The sequence below is a fragment of the Olivibacter sp. LS-1 genome (assembly GCF_008245145.1).
In the GTDB taxonomy this organism is placed as follows: domain Bacteria; phylum Bacteroidota; class Bacteroidia; order Sphingobacteriales; family Sphingobacteriaceae; genus Olivibacter; species Olivibacter oleidegradans.
Window position 1 is genome coordinate 4465231 of record NZ_CP041643.1, and the last position, 16428, is coordinate 4481658.

The window sequence follows — 16428 nt, forward strand, 5'->3', positions numbered from 1 at the left end:
GTCCGGCGTTTGGCACTATGCCTGTTGAAAAAATAAAAAAAGCAAATTACTAAGTCGAAGTCAAGACCATATGCCTCGTTATCAGTTTCTATTTAGCTTTCACCGCTTTCTTCGATAATGCAATTGTGTCAATCCGGTATCGTAGGGTTTTGTGGTTAGGAGTTCAAGCATTTGTTCAGGCCTTTCGTCCTTAAAAAGTCTTGTTCCATCGCCTAACAAAATCGGTATAACGGAAATTATAAACTCGTCTATTAAGTCATGCTTTAACAACTCATTTATTATTTCTGCTCCCCCATCACAATAAATGTTCTTGCCGTTTTCAGATTTTAGTCTTTTTACCAATTCCACCAAATCTCCTGTGTAAAAAATTGTTCTACCTGCATTTGGTCGTTGATTTCTTGTTATTACATAAACATCTCTCTGCCCGTTGTCATAATGAGAAGAACCGACTTCTTTGAGGACATAATCATAGGTTTTTCTACCAACAATTAATGTGTCGACTGTATCTGTGAACGAAGTATAGCCATAATCTTCGCCCTCTTTTTCGACAAGTTTTAGAAAATTGAGGTCGTCATTAGGTTTTGCAATGTAACCATCTAAACTCATCGCAATGAAAAGTGATATTTTTCGCATTTTCCTTTATTTTAATGTTTCTACAAAAATAGTTTTAGATAACTATTGGCACTTTGGAAAAATGCGACAAAATTAAACCGATTACATTTAGTCAGGTAATAAATATTAAGGTTTGGATGGAACAGCTTCGGGATGCGAGGCTAATATCTTCTTCATCTCCTCCAAAATGGAAGGTTCATCCTTCGCGATGTTTTTCATCTCTACATCCGAGTACTGATAATCATACAATTCATATTCTGCTGATTCGACCGGTTCCCCGATTTTCTTCCATTCCACCAAACGGTAGCGATCTGTACGAATAGCTCGGCCCAAACGTCCGCCACGTGGAAAGCAATGGTAGGCATGATCACCGATCTTAGCTTTGGGATTGCGGAATAGCGGCACCAAACTAACACCATCAAAAGGCTGTTCAACTCTGGGCTGCGGAAAACCGGCAAGCTCAACGAGGGTTGGATAAATATCTACCGTTTCAACAAGCGCTGAAGTTGCCGTAGCGGGTTGCGAAGCACCAGGGGCAACAATAAGCAGCGGAATTTTGTTAGCGCGCTCGTAATTGACATGCTTGGTCCATATTCCCATTTCACCCAAGTGGTAACCGTGGTCTCCCCAGAGCACAACAATGGTGTTTTCATCAAGCCCCGAGTCTTCCAAGGCCTGTAGCACCTTACCAATCTGCGCATCTACATAGCTAACTCCGGCATAATAGCCATGAATAAGTTGCTGTTTTAATTCGAGCGGAAATGGATCCTGCTCTGAAGACGGTCGTACCGGCTTATATTGATCAATTTCCGTGTCACGCTTTACTGCATAAGATGGAGCATCTTCCGGTGCTTTCTCGTAGGTAGGCAAAGGAAGGTTTTCCTTTTGGTAAAGATCCCAATATTTTTTGGGCACTGAAAACGGAAGATGGGGTCGGGCAAAACCTACTGCAAGAAAAAAAGGTTGATCATCCTGCTTGTTCTCACTCAGCTCCTTTAGCCGCTTAATCGCCCGAGCAGCCGTTCGTCCATCCGCATATGCATCGTCAGCAACTTCCGGAGACTCCCATGCCACTCCTCGTGGTAAACCTTTTGCACTTTGATTTGAGAACAACGCCTCCTCTCGGGTGAAGCCCTCCTGCTTACTTGTGGGATCGACATATTCAATGACCAAATCTTTATGATGGGGCACGCTCCACGATTGTTCATCATTGTAAGTACCATGCCCGATATGGAACACCTTACCCATTGACTCGGTGTGATAACCCTGTCCTTTAAAAAACTGGGGCAATGTTGTAGCGTTTGGATAATAGTCGCGGAAATTTTGGCCAAATCCATAAATGCCCGACGACGAAGAACGGCTTCCCAACATTAAATTAAAACGGGAAGGTGCACATACTGCTTGATTAGCATAAGCCATATCGAAACGCATTCCCTTTGTCGCGAGCCTATCCATATTCGGCGTAATGGCCACGGGGTCTCCATAGGTGCCTAAGGCCGGTTTTAAATCATCCACCAGGATAAACAGTATATTGGGCCGTTTTTGTTTGCTATTCTCGTTAATATCCTGTCCTGATAGTGGGCATACGGCTATACATAAAAGTAATATAAAGAGACTCCAGGTTTTCTTTTTTATCATCTTGATCGATAATTGACGTAATCGGAAAATGTCGCCACCTGTAAAGGTTAGTAATGTTATGGCGACTATTCAAAGCTAAAAAAAAGTGAACGACCTGGTTGATCAATTTATAGCCTATTTGTCTCAAATTTTCATCTTTGCTTCTCTATAATCAATATTCCAGGATATCTTTATCTCCTATCATAATCTCACACCGTTTTATATTGTGGGAAGAATCAGTGGTTTTAAGTTTGGTCATGATTCAATAAGCTGAGCAGCCCTTCCATATCTAACCGGCGGTTATACATGATCACTTTGCCCTGCTCGTCAGTTGGCCATTTATCACTCGGACGGTCCCAATACAGTTCTACACCATTGCCATCGGGATCGTCTAAATAAATCGCTTCAGATACCCCATGGTCTGCTGTACCGGTAATTGGATACCCTTCATTGATCAACCTTTGTAAAATAGCAGCTAGATCCTTTCTCTCGGGATATAAAATTGCCGTGTGGTATAAACCCGGTGCATTTTCCGGTGCCGGACTAGCGCCCTTGCTATGCCATGTGTTCAGTCCGATATGGTGATGGTAGCCGCCTGCTGAAATAAAGGCAGCCTGATTGCCGTACATAGCAACCAGCTCAAATCCTAATAGATCTCGGTAGAAGGCCAGTGATCTTTGAATATCGCTAACTTTTAAATGCACATGCCCGATGCGGGTTTGTGCGGGTATTTTATAATCCTTCATTCGTTTTGATATTAACATTCATGTCAGCCGTTAACAAATTTCGAAATTTTGGCGAATCGGAAAGACGATATTTGCAGAAAAACAACGTAGATAATTGTCGATGAAATAAGGATAAGTTAGTCGTGCCCGAACGGTATGTAGGCTTTTATCTACTACTTTTTGCGATAAATGTCATCTTTATGTTTTAGCCTGATTACAGAGATTTGTGTGTCAACTTATATCAGTCGTTACACAAGGCGGTTTTGACTTGCTAACTGTGCGCTTTTATAAGTTTTAACTTTAAGTTTCAAAAGTACGCTATGGAAACACTAAAATATCTGAATGGTGATATTACCATCCTCTGGAAACCAAAAGTATGTATTCATTCGGGCCTTTGTGTCCGGACACTCCCTCAGGTTTATGATCTCAAAGCCAGACCCTGGATACGACCGGAAAATGCGACTACTCAGGAACTGATCGATCAGATTGCCAGTTGCCCCTCGGGGGCATTGAGCATTCAAACTAACATTACCGGAGACGAAACTAAACCATAATGGAGAGGACAACAGTAGTTTTTAAGGGTCGTGCCTACGGCGAGGTAGAGCTCTTCACTGACGAGATCAAAGCCGGTAAAATGGACATTGCCATCACGAATGGAAGATTGACCGTATTCCATACCGAAGTGGCTCCCGAGTTTGAAGGACGGGGTTTCGCAAAGTTGTTGCTCGAAAAACTGGTAAACTATGCAAAAGAGAAGAGTTTGAAGATCATACCGCTTTGCCCCTATGTGAATATGCAATTCAGACGCCACCCTGCAGAATATGAGGATGTTTGGGAAAAGAACTGGCATTGATGTCATACCGCGGCATATAAACGGATTCTTCGCTCTTAGATATAAATACGTTAAATCAGGGGCTGCGCGAAGTAAATCCGACGCATGTGTTTTTTACACCTTTTTTTCTACATGTATAATTCTTCTGAATGTACGCGCGACAAAACCGGACATTCTTTATCGTTCGGGTTATTTTTGGTAGCGCTGGCGCTTGACACGACTTAACGTATCCTTATTAATACCAAGATAGGAAGCGAGGATATGCTGCGGGAAACGTTTGTAAAGTTCAGGATAGCATTCTATAAAATCAGTATAACGCTTAGCTGCGGTAGCGCTTATGGCAGAGGCCAGGCGCCGATTGTTGGCCATATGATTGCGCTCGTCAAGTTGCTGTTTCATTTCACAAAACGCCAAGACCTTCTTCTGCAGGTCAATAGCACCTTCTCTGGTAATATAAAGCAGCTCACAGTGCTCCCACGCCTCAATATGATAGGGGCTTGGTAGGAACATCACAAAACTTTCCATATCACCCATCCACCAGTTTTCGACACCTAGCCGTACAATGTGTTCGGTGCCTTTATCATCCACTGAATACATTCGCATTGCACCTTTTACGATAAATGCAAAATACTTACACTGGTCTCCGGCCTGCAGCATAAATTGTCTTTTCCTTAATTTCGATGGAATAAATGTTCGCCTTATCAATGCCTTATCATCGTCTGAAAGCGGCTCAGAGCTGAATTTACTCAGGTAGTCAAAAAAAGCGTCGTACATATCGGTCTCGCGTATCTTTAAATATTATAAATTGTTCAGGCAAATATAAAATTAAATGCAGACTCTTACTAGCATAACGGGAGATAACACTGTATAATTGATTGATAAATCGATACTTATGAATTGTGATGCCTTCATTGTTTTTAATCCAAGTGTACGAGCGAAGAAATTAATAGACAAATATCTACGGGTTTTTCTGACAAATATCATCTTTAAGATTTCTCCTGATCACGAACTTTGTTGCATTAACAAACACAAGATATTATGAGATCCGGACTATGCTTTTCTTTCTATCATCCTCGTAGCAAAATCCTTCTGGCCAGCCGTTTTGCCAACAGTGTCTCTTACCTATGTTGCGCTTTTCTATTTAATAATTAACCATAAAAAACAACATCATGTCAAAAAATGTAAAAAGAGGCCTTGAGGCCTTGCTGCGTCCGGAAGGCAGTATCGTCGCAGTTATTGAATAGGCCTGTTTCGGCACAATAAGCAAAGTCGCTAACAAAGCAACATCCTGCATGATCTCAGGGCGTTGCCTTGTTTATCGATCACCGCCATCACTTTTACTATCAAGAGATGACCAACCAAGCAGCTATCATGATGAGAGATAACCTTAACCAACATATTGTTAACACACCGTGCGGGTTAAGGAACCTGAATACGGCAAATTATTAAAAAACAAGAGCATTTATTATGGAAATAGGCATAGATAGTTTTGCTTCAGCGATGTACGGAAGCAACGATTTGGGCAGTGAAGATGCCATGGAGCAGTTGCTGGCAAGAATCGTTGCGGCGGATGAGGCCGGTCATGATTTTTTTGGTATCGGCGAACATCATAAAAAAGAATTCCTGGACTCTGTTCCCGCAATGATACTCGCAGCTGCAGCAGCCCGCACTAAAAAGATCCGGCTGACAAGCGCCGTGACCGTCTTAAGTACTTCTGACCCTGTGAGTGTATTCCAACAATTCGCAACATTGGATATTATTTCGAAAGGTCGCGCTGAGATGGTAGCTGGAAGAGGTTCTGCGACAGAAGCATTTCCATTATTCGGATATAACCTGAACGATTATGACGCTCTGTTCAAAGAGAAATTAAAGTTGCTGATACAGATCAGGGACGAAGAATTTGTCACCTGGTCGGGTAAGTTCAGACCAGCATTGAAAAATCAACCGGTATATCCACGTCCGCTTCAGAAAAAGTTACCTGTTTGGGTAGGTGCCGGTGGCACGCCGCAATCTTTTGTACGTGCAGGGATGCTGGGCCTTCCCTTAATGGTAGCCATCATCGGTGGCGAAACCGAGCGCTTTCGGCCGCTGGTAGATCTTTACAGAAAATCTGGAGAGGAAGCGGGCTTTAAGCCGGAAGAATTGAAGGTCGGACTGCACTCGCCGGGATACGTTGGCGAGACGGACCAGTCGGCGATCGCTGATTATTATCCAGGCTATGTGAATTCATGGACCAAAATAGGCCGCGAGCGCGGCTGGCCACCTGTCACCAAAGCACAGTTTGATGCAGGGATCTCCCCAAAAGGTGTTCTTGTGGTGGGTGGGCCGGATACAGTAGCTGAAAAGCTATTGCGCCATAGCGAAGCCCTAGGTGGAGTAGACCGTTTTGCCTTCCAGATGGATATGGCGGGCCTTACTCATCAGCAGTTAATGCGAACTATTGAGTTAATCGGCACCAGCGTGATTCCACAAGTCAGGCAGAATAATCGACAGAAGTAGATGCTGCTATAAAGGAAGAGGTTTTGCGAAATTATTGCTTGATCAATTCGTCCGTTATCAATATTTCCACCGAATTCAATAACATCTCAATAGCAAAGGATACAAAAATATAGATGGCTCATTTACCCGAACTAATACAAGATATGGCGCTGATTCTCTTGGTAGGCGCTTTGGTTACCATTCTTTTTAAACGAATTAAGCAGCCCTTGGTTTTAGGTTATATCATTGCCGGCTTTTTAGTTGGCCCACATTTCGATTACCTACCCACTATCGCTGATCACGAAAACGTAGAGACTTTTGCAGAGATTGGCGTCATCATGCTGTTGTTCAGTTTAGGATTGGAATTCAGTTTTAAAAAACTGGTGAAAGTAGGTGGTTCGGCATCCATTACGGCCGTTATCGAAATTGTATTTGTAGGTTTGGGCGGCTATCTTACCGGATATTTTTTGGGTTGGAGTCAAATGGATAGTCTTTTCCTAGCGGGTATGTTGGCAAGTTCCTCCACTACCATTATTCTGCGGGCTTTTGATGAACTGGGTTTAAAACCCAAACAGTTTGCTAAAGTAGTTTTCGGTGTACTGGTGGTAGAAGATATTATTGTTATCCTGTTGATGGTATTGCTATCTACCGTTGCCGTAACACAAACTTTTCACGGCTCAGAAATCCTTTTCACCGTACTCAAGCTCGGCTTCTTTTTGGTGTTGTGGTTTTTAGTAGGGATCTATCTACTGCCGGTATTTATAAAAAAGACCAAAAAGTGGATGGACGAAGAAACGGTGCTCATTCTTGCAATAGGACTTTGTTTCGGCATGGTATTGTTGGCTACGCAGGTAGGGTTTTCGGCCGAATTAGGTGCATTTGTAATGGGTTCTTTAATAGCAGAAACCGTATTGGCAGAAAAGATCGAACACCTTACCCAACCGATTAAACAATTTTTCGGCACCATATTCTTTGTCTCTGTAGGTATGATGATCGATCCACAAGCGATGTATACCTATGCAGGCCCTATATTGGCCGTTACGTCACTCACCATTGTGGGAAAGTTTTTCTTCAGTGGGTTAGGAGCCTTGATTTCCGGGCAACCGTTAAAACAAGCTGTACAGATCGGTTCCAGTATGGCTCAGATTGGTGAATTTGCTTTTATTGTTGCCGCTTTGGGATTGTCATTAGGCGTTATTTCAGAATTTCTGTTTCCTATTGCCGTCGGTGTATCGGCAATCACTACGTTTACCACACCCTATCTGATTAAATTTTCGGAACCATTATACGGCACAATTGTAAAGATACTTCCGGTAAAATGGGTAGCCCGGTTGGATGTCTACACTTCCGAAACGCAGAAAAATAAAGACAATCCGCTTTGGAAAAAAATGCTGCAGGAGTATAATAGAATCCTGATCACCAATAGCATTATACTTGTCGCGATTACCTTGCTGTTCAAATACACATTCATTCCGTTTTTGACTACGCAAATAGAAAGTGTGCTTTGGCGAAATGTGGTGTTGATAAGCGCAGCAACCTTGCTGGCATCACCTTTCCTATGGGCTATCCTCAACAAAAAGATTACTGTAAAAGACGGGAATGAAACCGTCAATTCCTATTACCTGAACTATTCGGTGACGGCTATCTCCCTTCATGCTGTCCGATATCTTTTAGGAATATTTCTTATAGGTTTCTTTATCGATCAGATCACGACAACCAAATACGCACTGATGGTTGCTGTTCCGGTAATTGTAGTATTGCTCTGGTTTTTCTCAGATAAGGTTCAGAAGATTCACCAGCGAATAGAGCAACGGTTTATATCCAATCTAAACGAAAGGGAACGGCTTGCATACATTCAAAATAAAGGAAATATTGCACTACAACACAAAAATGAGGAAGCAAAAAAGCACTTTCAGGAATGGAATGCTTACGTAACCGAATTGGAAGCAGTCGACACCATTTTTTTTGCAGGAATGACTTTGTACGAACTTAACTGGAAAGAGAAGTACGGGATACATATTGTGTATATACGTAGAAACGACCGAACCATTCATCTGCCAAACGGAAAACATCGGATATTGCCTTACGACAAAGTGGGCATATTGGGAACTGACGAACAGATTTCCCAGGTAAAACTACTATTTGACCAAACAATCCAGCAAGCTGATAATGAAGAAGATATTGACATCAATTATATACAGCTTATTAAGGTACAGGTTACCGAAGCCAATCCCTATTCCGGTAAAACGATCAAAACCTCCGGTATCCGAAAAGATCTGCGTAGCCAGGTTGTGGGTATTGAAAGGACCGGAAACCGAATGCTAAACCCAGGTTCGTCGGAAATGATCTTCGTTAATGATGTTGTATGGCTCGTGGGCGATACACGTAGAATAAAAGCTTGTTTAGAAAATCATCAGGGGAACTTTTTGGAGGTATAAAACAGGATTTCGTCCCGCATCCGTAGTTATTCTTCCTCCTGCAGCCATAGCCTTTATTCCACCCTACCTCAGCACAGCACAAATATTTGGATATTAAAATTTAACACTATACATTTGTATTATACAACTTGAATAATACATGAAGAATAAGTTAGTTGATGAGCTGCTTTCGGCCTGGGAGGAAACGTATAAAAAGGGCCAACTTACCCTTTGGATATTTATGGCATTGAAAGATGGCAAAAAATATGTAGACGAAATCAAGCTGTTTATTGAAATTGAATCAAAATATACTATGCAGTGTGAAGAACAAAGCCTTTATCGGAATCTCAGAAAACTCCATCATATAGGAGCAGTAGATTTCGAAAGTGGAAAAGGCCACAAGGGTCCGGAACGTAAGTATTACTACCTGACGGCATTGGGCAACGAATTGTTCACAAGATTTGTTGAACGGAACATTCAGTTATTTTTCAACTCTAAAATAACCAAACTATTAAAAATGGAGGAAACGTTATGAAAAGCTTAACAACCTATCAGATTGGCTATGCAGCCGTAGCAATGGGAACAACTATTTTATTCCGGTACTTATTGTCCTTTTTTCTAACTCAGCAACAGTATGTGTTAACGTGGGTATTGGCAACTTTATACTTTATTTCCATGTTTCTTGCAGGATGGCATTTTGGCAAAAAAGCAAATCAATCACTGTCAATTGTCTCACTTACTTTTCGATTCCATCTCTATACGTTCCTAATTTTTACTCTTATTTCATTCATCTGGTTTAAACTGGATCTTGCAAGTATTAATGAAAGTTTCAAGAGCTTTCAGACTGGAACCTTTATTTGGTCAATTATACTCTTGTTACACTTTGGTATATATCTGCTGAAAGGTAGAAATGCCATAAAGGGGATCGCTAGAACCGACCTCTTTGAATAATCGGAAGCTCCTGCCGCCTATCTCAGGCCAGGCTTACGCCTTCCGGTGGAGGCCATCATCAAGGTATCAGTAAAAACAGATGCCCTAGGTTGTCAAAGCACATATAAATTAATATCTTTAAAGGCGTATTCCGGAGCATATTCAGTATCGATAGAACGATAACTTTTGTTTTATTGAAAAGATGCATCTAATGTAACATTTCACACAGCATGGTAGTCTCTTAGGATATTGATTTCTCATGCAATTCGAATCTCTTTGTACGCTTCGGCAATTTGGGAAAGCAACAACATTCATATGAAGTCAATTGATCAGAGAAAATAATTAAGAAATGGAATTCAACCCAAACAACAAGGTCGTTAAACTCTGCCTTCAGGGCATGAGCATGGAGGATAATAACCAACCCGAAGAAGCAAGTAAATTATTTCTTCAAGCCTCGTATGAAGCAACAAACGATTTTGAACGATTTCTCGCGGCCTATTACGTAGCTCGACACCAAAAGAATGTCGCGGACAAATTAAAATGGCTGGGCACCGCTTTGCGTTCTGCATCCGAGATAAATGATGATGCTGTCAAGAGCGCTTTTCCTTCTCTATATGAAAGCATCGCAAAATGCTATGAGGAATTACATGACTTTGATAATGCGAAAAAGAATTATGAACTAGCTGATTCATTCAGGGATCGGAGTTCTGACAAGGGTCCTTTTTATCACGGAACGAAAGCGGATTTACAGGTTGGCGATTTGTTAACAGCAGGGTACAACTCGAACTACAAACCAGAGATTGTAATGAATCATATATATTTTACAGCTTTGATTAATGGAGCGGGACTTGCAGCGGCCCTAGCGAAAGGTGATGGGCCCGACCGCATTTATATCGTTGAGCCAACGGGTAGCTTTGAAAATGATCCAAATGTTACCGACAAGAAATTTCCGGGCAATCCAACCCGTTCGTATCGCAGTCAAGAACCGTTGAAAATTGTTGGGGAGATTACAGACTGGGTACGATTAACGCCTGAAGAACGACAGCAGTGGCAGCAAAAGATAGCGAATCTCAAAGGAGAAATTATCAACTAGCTTCCTATTGAACTGTCCAATGTCAGGTGACAAAGATCCCCAAGAAGTTTTATTTTTCATGAGCACAATAAAGATCGCTTCTCAACGTTAATTAAATAGTCGATAAAAATAAATGCGTACATTTTCAAGTAAAAGAATAAAGCCTCTAATTAGAGGCTTTATTTGTTTTTCAGCTTTCCCCTAGATCTTACCATCGACCTTCTTTATCTATCATGAAAGGACGGATGGAATTTCCATAGCAGTTCATCCCTTCTTGTTGACCAATAACTAATATGAAATATTCAATTTCTGCAAGAGTATTTCCCGATAATTAGGTCCAATAGGAAGATCGATCAAATCAGTTTTGGCAAGATTTCCTGTGATCGCTTTAATTTTGACAAGTTGTACGATATAGGATCGATGAATTCTAAGAAAAATAGCTTGAGGCAGTAGTGTTTCGACCATCCCGATATTCATGCTCATCATCATGGCAGCCCCGTCCGCCAAATACACCATCGAGAAATCACGCTGCGCCTCCACATAAACAATTTCTTCAAAGTTTACCCGTATCAATTTGTTGTTTTGCTTGATAAATATAAAAGTGCGTTCGCTATCTGTTTCGCCATAAACAGTGCGGGTAGCCATTCGCTCCCTTAGCTTTTGGGCAGCTTGCAAAAAGCGGTCGAAGGTAATGGGCTTTACCAGATAGTCAACTGAATTTAAGTCGAATCCCTCAACAGCAAATTGTGGATAGGCAGTGGTAAATACCACGTAAGGTGGATTCCGCAAGGAGCGGAGGAACTCTGTACCCGCAATCCGTGGCATCTGTATGTCCAAAAACATGACGTCTATTTGCTGCGTGTATAGTGCTTCATAAGCCTCCATGGCGTTTATACACATGTTCTTTATTTCGAAATCCGGCAACTTTTCAAGATGGTCTTTTATAATGTCACGAGCAATGGGTTCGTCGTCAACAATTATACAGGAGATGCTCATAATTTACAGATTAAGGTTACTCGATAGCTATTTGCTTGTTCGTCCAACTCGTATTGATGTTTGTTGGGATAAAAAAAAGCCAGCCTTTTACGCAAATGCTGCAAACCCAATCCGCCATATTTATTTTCTTCTGAATCACCTATTGTGTTTTCTTCCATAAAATACAGTTGTTTATCACTTACGTGAATCACAAAATGGACAAAAGTGCCGGGAACATCCTCCGTATGCTTAAACGCATTTTCGACTAATGGCATCAATAGCAAGGATGGCAATTGTACTGAGGGATTTTCAATCGTGACCTCCACGCTGACTTTCGTGTGGTTGAGCCGTATTTTTTCTAATTCAATATAGTCCGCGATCAACTTCGTTTCTTCTGCAACAGGCATCCATTCGTTATTGGCTTCATATGTTGTATAACGCAAAAACGCTGATAAATGAGCGATCACCGAAGCGGATTGCGCGATATTCCCACGTAAAATCAAACCATATATATTATTCAATGAATTGAAGAGAAAGTGTGGATTGAACTGTGCTTTAAGAAAATCAAGCTCCAACTTTGCTTTTTCTTTGATAAGCTCTGCATTCGCATAAGCATTACGCAAGGCGGCCAAACCTACCTTTATGCTTATCGGCATTCCCAGCATGAAAATAATACCAAGTGGCAAACCTAAGCTCATAAAGCGCTTAAACACCACATTGCTCAGTTGCTGTTGGAGAAATTTATGGTAGTTGGGATTGTTCCGTTCTATAAGCGCCATACAATCGGTGCAGTTCCTCAATAAAGCTGCCTCCATGTAGCCGTCTGCGACAGTATACAAAATAAACAGCATGATTAAACCAAATAGGCTACCCACCATACTTTTCGCCCTGATAGCATGGGGATAAAGCCCGTAAACCAGGGTGTAATAAAAAGCAGCCAACAATGCGGTACTATACAAATTTATTTTAAACAGCGTCGTAGTCGGTAATCCATTATAGACGTTAAAGGTTATGGAGGCCATGTAGTTTTTTACCGCCAACATAAATAGCCAAAAACAAAGGTGTAACAGTAGCCTGAGTGCCCTCTGCTGATAAATACGGTAAACAGTTGCTTGAAGCACAGTGGTTTGAAGCTGCATACGGTAAATATAGCTGTTTAAATAGCTCGCCCCAAAATAAATAGACCAAGACTACTCGGTTTCCTACGAAGCCTCCTTTTTTTGGCAACGAAGGATTTCCTTTTACTTGGTTACCGTACAAAAGCTATTGGTCGATAAGTGGGTGGGCCCTGTCGACTTTATTTTTTTGCTTCATTTCTACTTTGTCATTTTGTGTTGACATTAAATAAATTACAAATGATGAGCAAAAAATTAATACCACTTGTTAACGTAGTGATTTACTTTATCCTACTCGGCGCAGCGATGATCATTGCCGGATTGATTCGGCCATTAAACAGTCCGCTGTTCTTCTTTTGTCTTTCCTTCGTACTCAGTTTTATCTTTTTAAGGCGGGAAGGGAAAAATATAACGTCCATTGGCTTTATCCCTAAAAACAGCATGAACTACCTTCAACTTTTCCTTGGCCTGGGCATTGGCGTGCTGATGCTTATTGTTACCGCTTCTCTTACTTTCCTTTTAACAGGCGATCAATGGGTATTCAGCGATAGAATAAACGCCGGGCCTATTCTTACTATCTTTTTAAACTGCTTCTGTTCCTCCTTTGCACAGGAATTTGTTTTTCGTGGCTATCCGTTTCAAAGCTTACATAGACATTACGGCGCATGGCCGGCGCAATTAGTAGTAATGGTGCCCTTTGGATTAATGCACGTTCACCTAGCCATGCCTTTCGGTGATTTTATGCTCACCTTACTTACCACTGGCGTTGGTTCACTCCTTTTTGGCCTTCTTTATCTAAAGACCAAGAAATTATTTCTGCCCATTGGATTACATACCGGATGGAATTTTGCGCAGACTTTGATTCCACGCACCTCCCCCGGTGAAATTGATGGGATCATACACGTTACACAAAGCCAGCATCATTACAACTTCTTTACTGTTGTTCTACCGTATTTGATCTGCATCGCTTTAGCCTTTATTCTTTTTTGGCAATATAGAACCAAGCTGAGTGAATCATGAAGAATAAGCAAAATTCATTCGATTTAACGAAACTTGCGGGATAACTATATTGCCTTACGATGGACATGGGATGTCTGGAAAAGCTTGGTTATGACAAGCTTTTCCAGTTTTTTCTTTTGAAATTGCGTACTTGTTTTGAAACGCGAACCTATTTATTTTGAAGAAAACGAATCTGCCAGACAGCACGCAATGACAACGTTGGTTATCTCGCTTTGCTATTAAAACTAGTTGACTATTAAATCAATCACCTCTTGGGGCGACACTTCGTTTTTCTGCCAGATCTCTTCGATTGTTTTCGAATCACCAATGAATATGCCATTACTTTTAAGTGTTCGCAATGCCTGATCATAATCGATATTTAAGGCTTGAAAAGCTTTCATTATCGGAGCCTTGACTATTCGTTTGACAACCAGTGTATCAAGGGTTGGGTTACCTCTTTGATGTATAACAAAGGCAGTTGAAACCACCGCGACGGCGATGGCGGCGGGTAAGAAAACTTTTTTTCCAAAATGGGTTTGTAAGCTCTTCCAATTGACAAGAATATGAAAGATGGCAAAAATGACAAAAACCAATCCCAGGCTTTCATGCATAACTTCCGTATAACCATCAAATAGATGGAAAAGCATCAGCAGGCCAGATAGGGCTACAACAAGAAAAACAAGGGTGATAAAAGGTGTGATGTACTTTCTATTAAGCTTCATGTGTCCACGTGTTTATTTCTACAAATGTATGTAGGGAGAAATCTTGGGTACAATAACATTTGTTATCAAATGTAACGGCTGATATTTATTGGCTGAATTACATATATTACCTAAATTCCTATCTTTACGCATATGGAAGAAATGCTTCGACGGCATATAGAGCAGGTAGTACCATTGAGTGACGAAGAGTACACTTTTGTGCGACAGCACTTCAGTGTAAAGCATTGTAAGAAAGGTGGGTTCCTTATCGACAAGAACGAACCGGTACGTTATGTATACCTGGTCATATCCGGGTTGCTTAAGCTGGTCTATCATGACAAAACAGGCCGCGAACATATTATTTCTTTTGCGATGGAAGACTGGTGGGAAAGCGACTATCCCGCTTGGTTCTCCCGGCAACCGGCGTCATTGAGCTTACAGTGTATTGAGGATACGGAAGTATATTGCCTTTCACTGGATAGCTATCAGACAATTTGCGCCAAGCTACAAAAAATGGAGCATTTCTTCCTGCATAAGGCGAACCGAGGACACATGGCTTCTCAGGAGCGTATTCTGTCATTCCTTACAGCCAACCCACGTGAAAGGTATGAGCAGGTACTCCGCAAACAGCCTGCATTGATGCAACGGGTACCTAAGACCCTTCTGGCCGCTTATTTGGGTGTATCTCGTGAAACCCTTAGCCGGCTTTGGCGCAACAATTAAACGGCCAACAATTTGCCAAATGTGATCCAAGTCACAACACCCCGCGTATAGTTTTCTCAATTTTGCTGTACAGAAAAACAAAAAAATATCATGAAAAAAACAGTGATTAATCCCTGGACTTGGCAGGAAGAACGCGGCTACGTACAGGCCGTAGAAGTAAAGGAGGCAACAGGAACTTTATACTGTGCCGGACAGGCAGCAGTACATGCCGATGGCACATCGAGCAACGCCGATATGCGTACCCAACTGGAATTGGCAATACAGAACCTTGAAACCGTAGTCAGTGAAGCGGGTTACGAGTGCCGTAACATTGTTAGATTGACAGTTTATACCACTTCATCAGATGAGTTTATCAAAAACTGTTTTGACATATTCCGTAGTTTTGTAGCAAAGCATGGCATGAAACAAGTGGTTACACTGATGCAAGTGGTTGCCTTGTATGAAACACTGAATGTAGAGCTGGAAGCTACTGTTGTAAAATAGTAAATTTGGTTGGTGCTCCTTATAAGGCATCAACCAAGCTTACTTTTTGCCTATCCCGACACATGTTATTCCGAAGCCAATATTTGAACGTTAGGAAAGATTTTATTTCATTTTTGCAAACCTGCTTTCAAGACCGGCCAGCCATTTTACCCGTTTTTCCTGACCCACTGTTTTGACACGATTAAAGCTGATCCAGCTAAGATTTTTATATCCCATTGTTTTAAAAACACTTTTTAGCATTGCTTTGCTGATTAGATTTCCTATCAGTAAGGAATACATAATTTTCGGTTTATTCATAGTAGTGATGATTGTTACCCCTTTTAAATTTTCTAAAAGAGGAATCAATCCGAAGCCTCTCGGATGATGGTCATAAGCAACCCCGGGGGTAAGAACCCTATCAATAAATCCTTTGGTAGTTGCAGGCATAAGATCCCACCATATTGGGAATATAAAAACCAAGTGATTCGCTTCCGCTAAGCGCCTATTATAGTCTATTACCTGTGGATCAACGGCTTTGTGCTCTACAAAGCCTTTCAAGTCTGCACTTGACATAACCGGATTAAAACCGTCATTGTCCAGATGCATAAGGTCCACTTCGTGACCTGCGGTCTTCAGCCCTTTTGTTACCGCAGCTAAAATCGCGGTTGCATAGCTTCCTTCATAGGGATGATTAAATACGATGACCACTCTCATTTTACTCTATTTATTTTGGAGTAAAACTAATCAGCTCAATGGCGCTCAACGATAAC

At 41.5% G+C, this 16428-nt stretch carries 17 protein-coding genes and 1 pseudogene; 10 read left to right on the forward strand and 8 right to left on the reverse strand.

What is annotated here, in order from left to right; genetic code table 11:
* Positions 1–99: 99 nt before the first annotated feature.
* The 3 genes from FKG96_RS18505 to FKG96_RS18515 all read right to left on the reverse strand — a co-directional run bounded on the left by FKG96_RS18505 (position 100) and on the right by FKG96_RS18515 (position 2975).
* Positions 100–633 (reverse strand): dihydrofolate reductase family protein, encoded by a 534-nt coding sequence (locus tag FKG96_RS18505; RefSeq protein WP_013667456.1) that lies wholly within the window; start codon positions 631–633, stop codon positions 100–102.
* Positions 634–738: 105 nt separating this feature from the next.
* Positions 739–2250 (reverse strand): sulfatase, encoded by a 1512-nt coding sequence (locus FKG96_RS18510; protein WP_149105834.1) that lies wholly within the window; start codon positions 2248–2250, stop codon positions 739–741.
* Positions 2251–2474: 224 nt separating this feature from the next.
* Positions 2475–2975: a VOC family protein gene (locus FKG96_RS18515; RefSeq protein ID WP_130855410.1), complete on the reverse strand. Its 501-nt coding sequence runs from the start codon at positions 2973–2975 to the stop codon at positions 2475–2477.
* Between the two features lie 299 nt (positions 2976–3274).
* Here FKG96_RS18515 and FKG96_RS18520 point away from each other — a divergent pair, with 299 nt between their 5' ends.
* Positions 3275–3508, forward strand: coding sequence for a (4Fe-4S)-binding protein (locus FKG96_RS18520; protein ID WP_130855409.1), 234 nt, complete (start codon positions 3275–3277; stop codon positions 3506–3508).
* Positions 3508–3807 (forward strand): GNAT family N-acetyltransferase, encoded by a 300-nt coding sequence (locus tag FKG96_RS18525; RefSeq protein ID WP_149105835.1) that lies wholly within the window; start codon positions 3508–3510, stop codon positions 3805–3807. Before FKG96_RS18520 ends, FKG96_RS18525 begins: the two co-directional genes overlap by 1 nt.
* 168 nt (positions 3808–3975) lie before the next feature.
* Here FKG96_RS18525 and FKG96_RS18530 read toward each other — a convergent pair whose 3' ends face one another.
* Positions 3976–4560: a Crp/Fnr family transcriptional regulator gene (locus FKG96_RS18530; protein ID WP_149105836.1), complete on the reverse strand. Its 585-nt coding sequence runs from the start codon at positions 4558–4560 to the stop codon at positions 3976–3978.
* A 693-nt stretch (positions 4561–5253) separates the two neighbouring features.
* Between FKG96_RS18530 and FKG96_RS18535 the strand changes: the two genes are divergently transcribed.
* The 5 genes and pseudogenes from FKG96_RS18535 to arr all read left to right on the forward strand — a co-directional run.
* Positions 5254–6285 (forward strand): LLM class flavin-dependent oxidoreductase, encoded by a 1032-nt coding sequence (locus FKG96_RS18535; RefSeq protein WP_149105837.1) that lies wholly within the window; start codon positions 5254–5256, stop codon positions 6283–6285.
* Positions 6286–6398: 113 nt separating this feature from the next.
* A complete protein-coding gene (locus FKG96_RS18540) occupies positions 6399–8702 on the forward strand; it encodes a cation:proton antiporter (protein WP_149105838.1) in 2304 nt (767 codons plus the stop codon).
* A 139-nt stretch (positions 8703–8841) separates the two neighbouring features.
* Positions 8842–9216, forward strand: a complete 375-nt coding sequence (locus FKG96_RS18545) for a PadR family transcriptional regulator (protein WP_130855404.1) — start codon at positions 8842–8844, stop codon at positions 9214–9216.
* Complete coding sequence (locus FKG96_RS18550) at positions 9213–9632, forward strand: hypothetical protein (protein ID WP_130855403.1); 420 nt, start codon at positions 9213–9215, stop codon at positions 9630–9632. The genes FKG96_RS18545 and FKG96_RS18550 overlap by 4 nt, the downstream gene beginning before the upstream one ends.
* Before the next feature lie 691 nt (positions 9633–10323).
* Positions 10324–10704: pseudogene (gene arr, locus FKG96_RS27255) on the forward strand (NAD(+)--rifampin ADP-ribosyltransferase); the annotation flags it as partial.
* A 267-nt stretch (positions 10705–10971) separates the two neighbouring features.
* Here arr and FKG96_RS18560 read toward each other — a convergent pair.
* Positions 10972–11679, reverse strand: coding sequence for a LytTR family DNA-binding domain-containing protein (locus FKG96_RS18560; RefSeq protein ID WP_149105839.1), 708 nt, complete (start codon positions 11677–11679; stop codon positions 10972–10974).
* Positions 11676–12797 (reverse strand): sensor histidine kinase, encoded by a 1122-nt coding sequence (locus FKG96_RS18565; protein ID WP_149105840.1) that lies wholly within the window; start codon positions 12795–12797, stop codon positions 11676–11678. The genes FKG96_RS18560 and FKG96_RS18565 overlap by 4 nt, the downstream gene beginning before the upstream one ends.
* A 216-nt stretch (positions 12798–13013) precedes the next feature.
* On the opposite strand from FKG96_RS18565, the gene FKG96_RS18570 reads away from it, so the two are divergent.
* Positions 13014–13793: a CPBP family intramembrane glutamic endopeptidase gene (locus FKG96_RS18570; protein WP_149105841.1), complete on the forward strand. Its 780-nt coding sequence runs from the start codon at positions 13014–13016 to the stop codon at positions 13791–13793.
* 224 nt (positions 13794–14017) lie between these two features.
* Here FKG96_RS18570 and FKG96_RS18575 read toward each other — a convergent pair whose 3' ends face one another.
* On the reverse strand, positions 14018–14494 hold the full coding sequence (locus FKG96_RS18575; protein WP_149105842.1) for a DUF4405 domain-containing protein: 477 nt from the start codon (positions 14492–14494) through the stop codon (positions 14018–14020).
* Between the two features lie 132 nt (positions 14495–14626).
* On the opposite strand from FKG96_RS18575, the gene FKG96_RS18580 reads away from it, so the two are divergent.
* Positions 14627–15196 carry a Crp/Fnr family transcriptional regulator gene (locus tag FKG96_RS18580; protein WP_149105843.1) on the forward strand — a complete coding sequence of 190 codons (570 nt, stop codon included), beginning with the start codon at positions 14627–14629 and terminating at the stop codon, positions 15194–15196.
* A gap of 90 nt (positions 15197–15286) precedes the next feature.
* Positions 15287–15679: a RidA family protein gene (locus FKG96_RS18585; protein ID WP_130855397.1), complete on the forward strand. Its 393-nt coding sequence runs from the start codon at positions 15287–15289 to the stop codon at positions 15677–15679.
* 102 nt (positions 15680–15781) lie between these two features.
* Here the strand turns inward: FKG96_RS18585 and FKG96_RS18590 are convergent, their stop codons facing one another.
* On the reverse strand, positions 15782–16372 hold the full coding sequence (locus FKG96_RS18590) for an NAD(P)H-dependent oxidoreductase (protein ID WP_013667468.1): 591 nt from the start codon (positions 16370–16372) through the stop codon (positions 15782–15784).
* Between the last annotated feature and the right edge of the window lie 56 nt (positions 16373–16428).